Annotated in this window: 9 protein-coding genes; 7 read left to right on the forward strand and 2 right to left on the reverse strand. The window is 46.9% G+C overall.

The features are described 5' to 3' along the window. Positions 1–239 precede the first annotated feature (239 nt). The gene (locus tag OXH00_18310; protein MCY3742973.1) at positions 240–2,282 is read right to left on the reverse strand and encodes a leucine-rich repeat protein; all 2,043 of its coding nucleotides are present in this window, start codon (positions 2,280–2,282) and stop codon (positions 240–242) included. Positions 2,283–2,844: 562 nt separating this feature from the next. On the opposite strand from OXH00_18310, the gene OXH00_18315 reads away from it, so the two are divergent. Both OXH00_18315 and OXH00_18320 read left to right on the forward strand, forming a co-directional pair. Further along, positions 2,845–6,222: a hypothetical protein gene (locus OXH00_18315; GenBank protein ID MCY3742974.1), complete on the forward strand. Its 3,378-nt coding sequence runs from the start codon at positions 2,845–2,847 to the stop codon at positions 6,220–6,222. Between the two features lie 305 nt (positions 6,223–6,527). After that, entirely contained in the window at positions 6,528–7,952 is a 1,425-nt protein-coding gene (locus OXH00_18320) for a trypsin-like peptidase domain-containing protein (protein ID MCY3742975.1), read from the forward strand. 8 nt (positions 7,953–7,960) lie between these two features. On the opposite strand, the gene OXH00_18325 is transcribed toward OXH00_18320, so the two are convergent. Beyond that, positions 7,961–8,776 carry a hypothetical protein gene (locus OXH00_18325; GenBank protein MCY3742976.1) on the reverse strand — a complete coding sequence of 272 codons (816 nt, stop codon included), beginning with the start codon at positions 8,774–8,776 and terminating at the stop codon, positions 7,961–7,963. A gap of 232 nt (positions 8,777–9,008) precedes the next feature. On the opposite strand from OXH00_18325, the gene rsmI reads away from it, so the two are divergent. From rsmI to OXH00_18350, 5 genes are all read left to right on the forward strand, one after another. Next, the gene (rsmI, locus tag OXH00_18330; protein ID MCY3742977.1) at positions 9,009–9,737 is read left to right on the forward strand and encodes a 16S rRNA (cytidine(1402)-2'-O)-methyltransferase; all 729 of its coding nucleotides are present in this window, start codon (positions 9,009–9,011) and stop codon (positions 9,735–9,737) included. Between the two features lie 36 nt (positions 9,738–9,773). Then, positions 9,774–10,712, forward strand: a complete 939-nt coding sequence (locus OXH00_18335) for a 3-hydroxyacyl-CoA dehydrogenase family protein (protein ID MCY3742978.1) — start codon at positions 9,774–9,776, stop codon at positions 10,710–10,712. A gap of 111 nt (positions 10,713–10,823) precedes the next feature. Next, a complete protein-coding gene (locus OXH00_18340; protein ID MCY3742979.1) occupies positions 10,824–11,459 on the forward strand; it encodes a TVP38/TMEM64 family protein in 636 nt (211 codons plus the stop codon). A gap of 56 nt (positions 11,460–11,515) precedes the next feature. Then, on the forward strand, positions 11,516–12,286 hold the full coding sequence (locus tag OXH00_18345) for a L,D-transpeptidase family protein (GenBank protein ID MCY3742980.1): 771 nt from the start codon (positions 11,516–11,518) through the stop codon (positions 12,284–12,286). 13 nt (positions 12,287–12,299) lie between these two features. Next, positions 12,300–13,274 carry a Gfo/Idh/MocA family oxidoreductase gene (locus tag OXH00_18350; GenBank protein MCY3742981.1) on the forward strand — a complete coding sequence of 325 codons (975 nt, stop codon included), beginning with the start codon at positions 12,300–12,302 and terminating at the stop codon, positions 13,272–13,274. Positions 13,275–13,461 lie beyond the last annotated feature (187 nt).

Below are 13,461 nucleotides of genomic sequence, written 5' to 3' on the forward strand. Positions count from 1 at the left end.
CAACCTCTCAATACTCAGTTTCTTTCGCTACAGGTTCGGGAGAAACTGCCTGCTGTTTTAGGACCTTGCGGAGGCACTTCATTCGCTCTCCACAATATCCGCAAGATTTCTTTCCTGATTTTGTTTCTGCGGAAGATTTTGTTAATTATAACCCAAGTTGCCACTTGCGTAACTAACGCGATCGGTTGGTAGACCAGCGAAAAAACTGTAAGGAGCCAAAGCGTCTGTGAAGCGGACTCTTACTTCTGCAGTTTCAAATCTCCCCACTTCGTAATCATTTTACCACTTGAGGATACAAATCCTCTCATACGTACGGTTGCTAACTGCTTGCGAACACCGGCATGAGAAACATCCTCTATCCGATAATAGTAAACGATATTCGGCTTGGCAGTAGTGTCTGTCCATGTATAGGTGTGCCGTTCACTCGTTGTGCCTGCACCTTGAATGAGTGTGGGATTGACAACCTTAAATGTGCCATCTATGTTTTCGCTGCGGTAAATATAGAATCCTGCGTTGTCAACCTCTGATTGGGTTGTCCATTTGACGACAACGCCTGCAGGTGTTAATTCTGCCCGGAAACTCGACAACGTTACAGGCAGCGGTTCGCCCCCTTCTTTAAGATAGATTTTCATATCTGGATTCTTTCCGAGAAGCGTAAGGAGACGCGCATGGTTCTTAATCGGATTGCCTTCAAGATGCAATCTTCGCAGATTTACCAATCCAACGAGTGGGGATATATCTCGAATGGCATTCTGCTGTAGCCATAACTCTCTCAATCGTGTTAATCCCGAAAGAGGACTCACGTCACTAATTTGATTCACTTCAAGAAATAACCACCCTAACTGCGTCAATCTAGCAAGCGGTCGGATATCACGGATTTGATTATCATTCAGTGCTAATCTCAATAATTGTGTTAGTCCTGTCAGTGGACTGATGTTACTGATTTGATTCTGCCCTATAACTAACTCTTTTAACTGCGTCAGTCCTGTTAGTGGACTAATGTCTCGAATTTGATTACTATTGAGACCCAAAGACGCTAACTGTGTCATCCTTGTCAGTGAACTAACGTTTCTGATTTGATTATCACTCAGATTTAACTCCACTAACTGCGTCAATCCTGCAAGTGGAGATATATCACTGATTTGATTACCCTGGAGATGTAACAGTTCTAAAGGCATCAACCCGGCGAGTGAACTCACATCTCGAATCTGATTATCAGCAAGTGCTAAAAACCTCAACTGAGTTAACCCCGCGAGTGGACTCACGTTTTGAATTTGATTGTCAGCAAGTACTAAATTCTGCAATTGAGTTAATCCTGCGACTGGGCTCACGTCGGTGATTTGATTCCTCCAGAACTCTAAGTATTCTAACTGCGTCAACTCAGAAAGCGGATTGAGATTACTGATCTGATTATTATTGAGCAGTAACCGCTCTAATTGCGTTGCATGTTCCAATCCAGTGAGGTCTGTTATCTGGCGACCGTTAGCAGTTAGTGATATTAATCTTCGCATCCTCTGTTCAGTCATAGGTACGTTTGGTCCTAAGTTCAACGCCTCTCGGACAGCTGCAGCCAAATTTGGATCGGGTATCAGGTTTGTGCCGTCCGGTGCAGTGATCTCAACATCCACCTCAACGAGTTTTGTAAGACTCGCTAGTGGTGAGGTATCCGTAATCGGATTCTCCGCAAGGTATAACTGCGTTAGATTTGTCAATCCTGCAAGCGGGGACACATCACGGATTCGATTCGTCCTGAGATTTAGAATCACTAATTGTGTCAATCCTGCGAGTGGGGATACATCGCTGATTTGATTTTGGATGAGATATAACTCCACTAACTGCGTCAATCCGGAAAGCGGACTTACATCACTGATTTGATTCGCCCTAAGATTTAACCATTCTAATTGCGTCAATCTTGCGAGTGGAGATATATCGCTGATTTGATTGTCGCCAATCCATAAAAACTTTAACTGTGTCAGTTCAGCGAGTGGACTGATGTCGCTGATTTGATTGTTAGGGAGAATTAACTGTTCTATATTCGTGGCATATTCCAACCCAGTGATGTTCTTTATCTGACGTTCTCTGGCATCAAAACCCAAAATTAATTCCATATGTTGTCTGGTGATAGGTTCGTTAGGTCCTAATACATTATTTGCTTCAAAAAGATCCCGCAATACTGCTTCCAAATTAGCATCTGGTATATTTACAACCTGTGCAGATGCAATGTGCGGGACCAAACAACTGAGTGCAAGAAAAATAACGAGTAATCTGAAATACTTTTTCACGGTTTTACCTCCGTTTAAGGTGAATTAATCTATTTTGTTTGAAAACATGAAACGTCCGTCTACTGAAAACCAAGCAGTCTCCCCTAAGAAGGGTTCATAAATCGTTTGTGCCGAAAACAGGCGGCTGCAGCATCTCCTGTCCGACACTTTGTTACAATAGTGTATCCACCCGCAGCGATAAGAAAAGTTTACTTTCTTATCAACATCTTCCGCGTAGGCAGCCAGTAACGCGTTTGACACCCTAACATCGGAATAATATTATTATTAAACCTATATTTTATCAATATAATTTAATAAAATATAGGTTTAAATATATCAAAAACACAATTTTTTCACAACTAATTTCATAAAAAGCGGATTTTCAATGTGGAATACAATCAGATATTGCGGGTGTAGCAACATTTTTTGAGCACTCGGTTCTTTCGCTTTGAATCGTACGAAAAGTTTGATTAAGAGGAGGCTTTGTGCTATTATGCAGTAGTGTTGAAGATGCTTGCATTGGATTTTAGTCTTCCGAAGTCCATTTACTGTAACCCAAGTTACTACTTATAAGATTTTAAATATGCCGACAGACCTCTTTAACGATCTCATTCAACGCTGCCACCAACGTCACCAAAAGCCGCTCCGGCAGCAAAAGACAGTGGCAACCCCCACGATGTTGAGTGCGGCTCATCCGCACCAATACACGGTTTACTGCGCCCACAAATGCCCTGTGTTGCTTGATGATTTGGAACAGGCGGACATCTCCCTTATGCCGATAGGGCAAACACCTGCGCACGATAGCGGTCCAAAGCATTTGATGCCTAATCGATTTTTGAAACGCCAAGGGATGAGAAACTGGAGAGCCAACCGATGGGACGCGTCATGGGGACTCCAGATTTATACCGGTATCCCTTCCGAACGCGACGGCGCACGGTGGCATGACCTCGATTTTAAATACGAAGCGATTTCCGCTGTCCCAGACGACATCCTTGCCTATATTGAAGTGCTTGTGAACGCTGTCGAGAACCCACTGTTGACACTGTCAAGGTCGGGCGGGCTGCGCTTTTCCTGCAGAGTGCAGGAGTATCTTCATCCAAATACCGAGGAAGAAAGACTGTATGTCTATAAACACACGCCGACACCTGAAAATCCGGACTATCGAGACGTATACCTTGAAATCCTTGGAGAAAAGGGATACAGTCGCTGGGATGCACGCTACGAAATCTTGCTCGGAAATCTGTTAGACCCACCCATGATTTCCAAAGAGGTCCTTTTTGCCCCTCTCGACGCGCTCCGCGCAAAACTTCACGAACCCCTTCCCCAAAAAACTGAGCAGGACGAAACTTTTATCGACATACCATCACCTTTCGGTTCACGCGACCTCGACCTCGCAAAAGAAGCACTTGCAAAACGCGGTTTCTCTTATATCCGACAAGCGGACGGTTTTCATCACTGGATACGTTACGGCGGTGATGCTAACAATACAGACGCACTACTCTGGGAGAACGAGGGAACCGTATGGCTCCGCACATCTATACTGGATGCTGAGCTGCCGATGGAAGCAACACCTATCACAGAGATCTGGAGTGATACCGGTATTGTGCCACCGACACTCGCTCCTGCGCTGCCTGTCTCTGACAAGATGATCGCTGTGAGGGAAGGAAAACTCAGCCCCTTGGCGATAAGACGTTCCCGTCCAGTCCTGCGAAAACCGGAAACCTCTGAAGAAACCACCATTCGGACAGGGGACATTCTTGATGGAACCGCGCGTATCCTTGGACTCAATGTTGAAGCAGAGGGAAGCGGCTACGCTGATACACAATCCCATCTTCTTAACAGTGGTGCAACCTGCTTAAACGCGCCGAGCGTCGAGTTAGCAGATGAAGCAGAACAACGCCTTCAAGAACAAGGTGTCCGCTCTGTTGCTCGTTGGAAACCTCGGATGCACCTCTGGAAGCAGGTAAAAGAGATACCCGTCGATGCACGTATGGCAAATCCGTTTCAACACGGAAATGTCTGTGAGGATCCAGAGCGATGCGATGCCCTTGAGGAAAAAGGTGGAGATCCGAGCGAAAGCATCTGCCCGCAGTGCCCGGTTTACGAGGCGTGTCAGGCGCGTGGCTACTTATCCCAACCTGCCTCACTACAACGCGCCAAAACACAGATAGTGGAGTCCTCTCGACTATTTTTCGATCCACGACACGCTAAATTGGTGGACGCGTTACTGCAGCCAGTCAATAGAAGAGAAAATAGGCTTTGTATCATCAATGGTGTGACGGATGTGCACCCTCTGTTTCTAAGATGTGGATTATCAAGAAAGGTGTTAGAAGAGTGGATCGCTAACTGGCGGGGGAGTGCCTTAGGGAACTTCGCCAAGACATTACTGAATGCTTTAGAAATCAGAGGTAAGACCCACGGCGATGCGGTCAAACGGGTCCGGGCAGCACTGCAGACGTTTGAATGGCAGAAAGAAGAAGTTATCCAGCAGATGACACAAGTCAATGTGCGCGGCAAGGTAGCGGAGAAAGGCAAGATTGATTCTGAAACTGGACAAGTGTTGGCGCGTTTTACCATTGAGTTTGAAGGCGGGACTTCTGCTTATATTCCCTTAAACAGTGATGTTGAAGATACACTCACGGCACAAGGGCTGCCTGTTTTTCCACTCTGTTCCTTCAAACGCAACGAAGACATGAAAATCCCAATGCCGATGGCAGAGGCGATTCAATTAGGTATCTTGAATCCGGAGACCGTCCAAAGTATTCAGGCATTCCCGACCGTCTATCCAGATCCAACATGGACGTTTTGGCATCAACTCAAGCGGTTCTTTGCGCGTTACACACGCGATGCTGATGCACCAATTCGGTGGGATCACAAGGTACTGACGCTCACAATTCCCCCAATACTGCATTCGAGCGTTAGACGACTTGTATTAGTATCGGAAACACTCTCCGAGCAACATCTTCGCAGGACATTCCCACCTGACGAAGTCGAAGTTAAGCCTATTCAACCGACACCATGGCGACCGGAAAACCGAGTCTTTCAGATTCGGACAGGTCGTTACCAACCCGAGACGATTTTAGACTACGGCGATAACGGGGAAGTTGTTGGTGCTTCTAAAATGGGGCAACGCTTTTTTGCTGGTATCCGAGCAGAAATTGAAAGAAAACCCGACGTTAAGCATGCAATTATCGCAAATAATATGATTCTAAAAGTGTTGGTGAGGATCGTAGAAAACGAGAATATCTGTTTCATAAACTATTCCAGAAAAATAATACAGGGAAACACAAATCTCGAAGATGCCGAAGTCATCTGGATGGTCGGCCTGCCAACACCACCCATAGACGCTACTTGGAGGTGTTCGCAGGCTCTGTTTGGAAACGATGAGAAACCGCTCTGTTATGATAGAGTCATGCAACCCTATCACTACAAAGACGAACGGATCCAGAACGTTTACGAAACAGCTGCACGCCGAATCATCACAGAGGTTGTCGGACTTATTCAATTGGATTCCCAGACAGGCAAAAATGTCATGTTGCTCACTGGGTTGGAACTGCCGAATATCACCGATAGACCTGAAACCCTTCTTTTTGACTGGGAAGACTTTGAGATCGCCGGTGGGCTGGACAAACTTCCTGAGATAATAGCCACACGTCAACACTTTGAAGTTGAGAGAGCCAACCTAACTGCGGAATCCGGTAGAGACAAAGTGCAGCATATTCTCGGATGCACCCACATTCATGCCAACCGTGTACTGAGAAAACTCAGCGGTACGGAACGCATCACCTTCCGACAACAAATTCTCACGCTCTTGGCTTCCAGTGGTGAGAAAAAGGCATCTGAAATGATCGCGGTTATTGACGGTAACCCAACAGCAATACGCCACACCCTCATGAAACTTGTTAACACCGGTGAGATTGTGAGGGTTCGGCGCGGTGTGTATACACTCAAAACAGATTAACTGCTCTCCGAAGAGGCCGCATCCGTCATCAAAGCCTTCATTTCAGAGAACACTCTCAAGACATATCAACGGGCATTCTGGAACTTAGAGAGGTAATTAGCAAGTCGAACGCTATCCGATGCCCTGTTAGCAAACTACATCATTGTTTATTCAGAAGTGGGTGCTACAACGGACCTGTATTGTCTGATAACTGATTGCTGATAGCCAATAGAAACTCCGGCAAAGTTCCAAAAAACATTTGACAATCGGAAACCTCTATGCTAAACTCTTAAAAAAATAACATATCCAAACGAAAAGGATACATCATGAAACAAATCTTTAAACGCACAAGCGGTGCAGTCTTAGCGGTTATCGCGCTCTTTACTTTGCTTGCAAACGCCAATGCCGAACACGATTGGACAGAACAGATTGCCGCCTACAAACCGATGGTAGTGAACGTCGAAACCTCCTCGGAGGTCGTCTTTGAAACGGAAGTGAAAGGCACAAATTTTGCTACCGGTTTTGTTGTTGACGCGGAACACGGCATCATTGCCACGAACCGCCATGTCACCGGCAGCAGCCCTTCTTACGTTAAAATTAACTTCCACGATGGTAGTTTTACCGAAGCAAAGATTCTTTACTATGATCCGACGCACGACTTCGGGTTTTATCAGATTGATCCTGCCGCGGTTGATTTTGAGCTGCAAGCCGTTGAACTCGGCGAATGGGATGCACTCTCCCTTGGTGATGAACTCCTGCTTATCGGTAACAACGAGAAAGAAGAATATACGATCAAATTCGGCAGAATTACGAACCTCAACGTTAACAAGGGTGACCGGCACTCCAGCTACATTCACACTACGTTTGACCGGACAGGTGGCTCAAGCGGAAGTCCGGTGTGGAATACCGCTGGTCAAGTGATAGCGATTCACGCTCGCGGCACAGATACCTCCAGTTTTGAACTGCCGATCGATTACCTCCACGATGCGCTTGAGTTGATTCGGAACAAAGTGTCGATCCAACGCGGCGAAATCGGCGTAGATCTGGAACTCGTCTCTATCGGCGAAGCCATCAAACACTTTAATTTTCCCGAGGCTTTGCGGAAAGAGATTGGTCCCTCCAAAGCCGGGACACCCAAGGTTATCCAAATTGAATCCATTGTACCGAGGACAACGGGTGAAGCCGACCTCCGTGCGTCCGATATTATCTATCGTATCAATAACGAACCCATCAAGGACGACCTCTATACTTTCGATGCGATATTGAATCAGAATGTTGGGAAAAGCGTCAATTTGGACATCTATCGGAACGGTGAAAACCTGAGTATTGATGTCCCTGTAGAGGACTTGGAGGCGAAGAAGGTGACTCGCTTTGTCAGATTCGGTGGTGCAATTTTACACGATATTACACCACAACTCCGCCGTATCCTCTTCCTTGAGGCTGACGGTGTCTATTTACCACACGCTGAGCGGGGTAGTAGTTTCTCGCGTGTCGGTGTCCAAGAACGGAATGGCAACTCTAAGATAGTCATCCTCGATATAAACGGAAAACAGATCCGCAATCTTGATGACTTCATTGAAGCGTGTAAAACGATTACGGATGGACAGCACACCTATGTTGTTGTCCGTGATTTTAATCTATTTGACAGTTCGCCAACACCGAAAAGTTTAACGGTCAACCTCAAATTTGGTCCGTTGCAACAGTTTGAATGGAATCCAGAGGAATTGGACTGGAAAGAAATCATGGAATAGCCATTTGACTACTGAAGGTTGATGGCTAACCCAATGAAATCCGATGCCGCAGGTTTCTCGAAAATTCGGGCATAGTTGATGTGTATGCCTTTCCAGGCAATCCCGATTCCGGCTGTCCATGCCCCGTTTGAAAAGCCGAGTCGGATAGGCACAATAGGGAACCGATCCCACTCGGCACCGATGTACACCTCTGGCGTTGTTCGGTCAGTTGGGAATGCGACATCCACGGAGAATTGGTATGTGTCGTAGCGATAGGCGGTGCCGAGTGTTAGCCATTGAATACCATAGCCTTCAAGGTTTTGCGCGAGACACCCGAATTTGAGGTGCGGACGCGGTTTGAAAAGCAATCCGATGTCGTAGTTTGTCTGATACCCAAAGAATTGGTAGACATCGGAGGGGTGTCTTCGCTTAAACTTGAGACTCAATCCTGCGGCGAGATATGGACCGAATTGACGCGCGATGCCGTAGTAGTTGAAATCGGGAACGCCACTATCAACACCGATGGCAATTTTGTTGCCCCAGAAAAGACTGTAACCGCGGTAACTATAGCCGACACCTTTTGGATCGAACCGATAATCTTCTCGGTTGTAAAATTTATTGACCCCGAAAAGTTTCACACCTTGCCACTGGATGAGTCCGGCAGGGTTCCAAAAACCGGCAGTGGCATCGTCAGCGATAGCGGTGAAGGCGTTTCCCATCCCTAATGCACGCGCACCGACGTAGAGCGGACGCGCCGATTCAAACGGTTTTTCGTCAAAGGCAGCCTGCAAAGATACCGGTGCTACCAACCATAGGAGACATAGGATAACATAGGTAGTTTTCATTGCCGTAATTTAGCACGAAATGCCCAATATAGCAAGAGAATGGTAGTCAGTTATCAGAATTTGAACTGTGATTGATGAGATTCATGGGATTGACAGGATAAATCTACGCAACACCTAAATTGCTTTCTCATAACAAATACCCTCTTATCCTATTAATGAAAAAAATCACACAAATCACAGTTCAAACAACTAAGTACTGACAACTGATAACCGATGACCGATAACTCAAAAAATGCAAAATACGCCATCTGGCACGCTTTACCTTGTTAGCACACCGATCGGAAATTTAGAGGATATTACCCTGCGTGCCCTCCGCATCCTCAAAGAGGTAGACCTGATCGCTGCTGAAGACACACGTCAAACACGCCGTCTCTTAACGCACTATAACATTCATACCCCTCTCACAAGCTACTTTGAAGGCAACCAGCAAGTAAAGTGCGACAAACTGATTGAGCGCATGAAAACAGGTGAGACGATTGCCCTCGTTTCAGATGCAGGCACGCCTATCATTTCAGACCCAGGGTATCCACTCCTACGTGGCTGTATCACCTCAGAAATCCCTATTGTTCCGATTCCAGGGGTATCAGCAGTTATCACAGCAGCATCCGTTTCTGGGCTCCCGCTGCATAACTTTACCTTTGAAGGCTTCCTGTCGCCAAAATCCGCAAAAAGAAAGCGGCAATTAAGTGTACTCACTGATGAAGAGAGAACGTTAATCTTTTTTGAATCTCCGCACCGTTTCTGTCGCTTCCTTGAAGATGTCTTCGAGGTGATGGGTGAACGCGACCTTGTCGTTACACGCGAGTTGACGAAAAAGTTTGAAGAGATATTCCGGGGGAATGTCAGTGAGGCATTGGAGAAATTTCGAGAGACCGAGCCGCGCGGAGAGTTTACGATCGTTATTGCTGGGAAACGGCCCCCCAGGCCCGGTAGGTGCGGTTTGGAACCGCACCGGGCTTGAAAAAGAAAATTCTTATTGCTGGGAGAAGGAGAAAAGATGACAGTTGATGGAATAGAACAGATCGCCGTTATCGGGGCAGGACTCATGGGACACGGCATTGCACAGGAATTCGCATGCGCGGGCTACCGAGTCCTGATGCACGATGTTGCCAACGAACACCTCGAAACGGCACGCACTCAGATTGAGAACAACCTCGGTGTGCTTGCTGAAAATGGGGTTATCGCCAAAGAGAATATCGCGCCGACGTTACAACGGATTAAGACTACCACCGAATTGTCTGCCATCGCCGAAAACGCCGATTTTGTTGTCGAAGCCGTCACCGAGAATTTGGCATTAAAACAGCAGATATTTGAGGAATTAGATACAACCTGTCCGTCCCATACAATTTTGGCGAGCAATACGACCGCATTGATGCCCAGCCAGATTGGTGTGAAGGCAAAACGCAAGGGTAAAATCCTCAATACTCACTATTTTAATCCGCCTTACCTTATTCCATTGGTCGAACTCATTCGCAGCCCTGATACCTCTGATGAAACGGTTGCAGTGACGTTTGATCTCTTGACGGCTATCGGGAAAACGCCTGCGATTATTGAAAAAGAGGCACTCGGTTTCGTCGGGCCGAGATTGCAAGCTGCCCTCATTCGGGAAGCATTCGCAATCGTAGAACAGGGCATCGCCAGTGCAGAGACTGTCGATCTTGTCGTCCGGAATAGCTTTGGACGAAGGCTTAGCGTCGCTGGTCCCTTTCAAGTCTTTGAACTTGCTGGATGGGACCTTGTGCTTGCCGCCTTTGAAGAACTTTATAAAGACCTCAACAGTTCGGCTGACATCAATCCGCTCCTCCGGCAAATGGTGGAATCCGGTAAACTCGGTGTAAAGTCTAAGGAAGGTTTCTACAGTTGGACAGATGACAAAATACAGGAACTTCGAGACCGGATGAATCGCGCATTAATACAGCAAGCAAAAGATATATAAAGTAGTAGGCAGACTCCGTTCTGCCGTTCGCACATGCAGGCTAAGATATTAAACAAACTCCGTTCTATCGTCCAGACCAAGCGTCACATTATATTACTATTTGTGATACTCATGGGTTTAATCCTGCTGGGAGTCTACCATAAACGGGTTTGGGCATATCTCCTTGAACTCACTGCTGCTTTTCAGAGTATTGAAACGGCACGTGCGTACATCGCCCGTTATGGTGCGCTCGCGCCCGTGGTATCAGCGATACTCATGATCTTTCAGAGTGTGATTGCGCCGTTGCCAGCGTTCCTGATTACCTTTGCAAACGGCACACTTTTTGGGTTCTGGTGGGGTTCGCTCCTGTCCTGGAGCAGTTCAATGGTCGGCGCAGCATTCTGTTTCTATATCGCCCGCTACCTCGGTATCCAACGCGTGACACGGCTCATTAGCCAACCGGTAGTGGACAAAACGAATGATTTCTTTGAAAAATATGGGACTTATGCTATCCTTATTGCTCGCTTGGTGCCGCTCATCTCTTTTGATGTCGTTAGTTATTTTGCAGGGGCGACTCGGATGCGGTTTCTCGGTTTTTGGATTGCGACTGGCATTGGTCAACTGCCAGCCACCTTGGTTTATTCTTATCTTGGAGATAGAATCTCTGCACACATCAAACTGATATTGTGGAGTTTCTGTATTTTAATTTCGTTATCAATTATAATATGGCTCGTGAAGACTCGAACCCGTAGCAGGGAAACCTTGTAAGCCCGATTTATTAAAACAGGCATCGGGGTTAGAAATCCTTCACACAATATGAAGTTATGAAACTACACATTGTCCTTTCCCTCACTTTTACGATGCTCTGCGCTTGCCAGCTAACGAACCCACAAAATTTCGCGGACAAACAGCGAAGATACCCGCGCGTCCGGGCAGCCTTTGAAGAAAAAGACGGTACACTTCGCAGCCTGTTTGCAGACCAGGATATCCCCTATCCACCACAGAAACTCTTTATCCGAGTCTTCAAACAAGAAAAGATTTTGGAAGTCTGGGCATTTTCAACATTCGATGCCGTTTTCAAACTCGTGAAACATTATCCGATCTGCCGCACGTCAGGAAATTTGGGACCCAAAAGACGTGAGGGCGACTTGCAAATTCCGGAGGGTTTCTATTATATCGATAGATTTAATCCCAAAAGCAACTTTCATCTATCGCTTGGGGTTAATTATCCGAACCAGGCAGATAAGATCTTGGGCAAAAAAGGCAACTTAGGGGGCGATATATTCATACACGGCGGCTGCGCAACAATCGGCTGTGTTCCAATCACTGATGAATATATTAAGGAAGTCTATTGGTTGGCGGTGCAGGCGAAATCAAACGGATACTCAAAAATCCTTGTGCACATTTTTCCAACAAAATTGGACGATCATACAATGACGCGCTTAAAAAACACTTTTCCAAATAACAACACCCTGATAAACTTTTGGAAAAATCTGAAAATCGGATATAATTGGTTTGAACAGTACCAGAAATTGCCGATGATCTCAATAAATCGGGACGGCACATATCAGTTCTCAGATTCTTCAGAAGAATAAGAGGAGATTCAAAATGGTTCGTATAGGTGTAGTTGGAGTCGGTGGCATGGGAAACGGCCATTGCAACGCGCTTCCTAACGTTGAAAATTGTGAATTTGTAGGCGTGGCGGATCTTCGCTTGGAAGCGGCGGAAGCCGTTGCTGAGCGGCATAATATCCGCGCCTTCCAAGACTATCAAGAATTATTTGCTGTTGTGGACGCTATCGTCGTAGCGACACCACCTGTTGCACATACACAGGTCGTCGTCGATGCAGCGGAGGCGGGCGTGCATGCTTTCTGCGAAAAACCGCTCTCCTTGACGCTCGCTGACGCAGACGCGATGATCGAGGCATCGGACAAGGCGGGGACGCATCTGATGGTTGGGCAGGTGCTACGCTTCTATCCTGTCCATGAACTCGGTCGGCAGATGGTGGACAATGGCGACATCGGAGACATCACCTACATCGAAACCGATTACTCGGGTCCCTATAATGCGCCGCGTAACCGTCCCGAAAGTTGGTACGGTACCGTCGGTGGACTCTTGGAAAACGGCATCCACAAATCCGACCTGATTAACTGGTTCGGTGGCACTGCGCTGACCGTCGCCGCTGAGGTGGGGAGTTTCTCCGGACACGACGATTGGGAGGATTACACGATCTCTCTCATCCGTTACGATTCGGGCGCGGTAGGCATTTTACGGTGGGGCGGCTTCCTCGGTGCACGCGGCACCAACGATACGATTATTGACGGAACCGAGGGGTCACTCCGTTTAAATATGTCAGCCGATCTCGCCTATCTCAAAAAGCGTGGCGGCGATTGGGAGGAAATCGTTCCAAATCGCGAGGGACCGCACGGTGTCGTCGGGGAATTGACGCATTTTGTTGACTGCGTCCGAGAAGATAGAACCCCCATGATTGACGGTAGAGGCGGAAAACACGCCGTAGAGGTCGTTTTGGCGACTTATGAATCGGCGAAAGAGAAAACCAAAGTCGCACTGCCGATGGCATAATGGCTATCGGCTATCAAAAGAATAGTAGTCAGTTATCAGTACGGTTTTCTCTCACTGCGAGGCATGAAAAACCTTTCGGTTTTAACAGTTGTCAGTTGTCAGTACGATTTTTTCTGCGAAAAAATCTGTCAGTCGTCAGTAAAGAGACCTTTTGCATTGTCCCAACCCTCTTTTAACTGAAAACTGA

The sequence above is a fragment of the Candidatus Poribacteria bacterium genome (genome assembly GCA_026706025.1).
Lineage (GTDB): Bacteria > Poribacteria > WGA-4E > WGA-4E > WGA-3G > WGA-3G.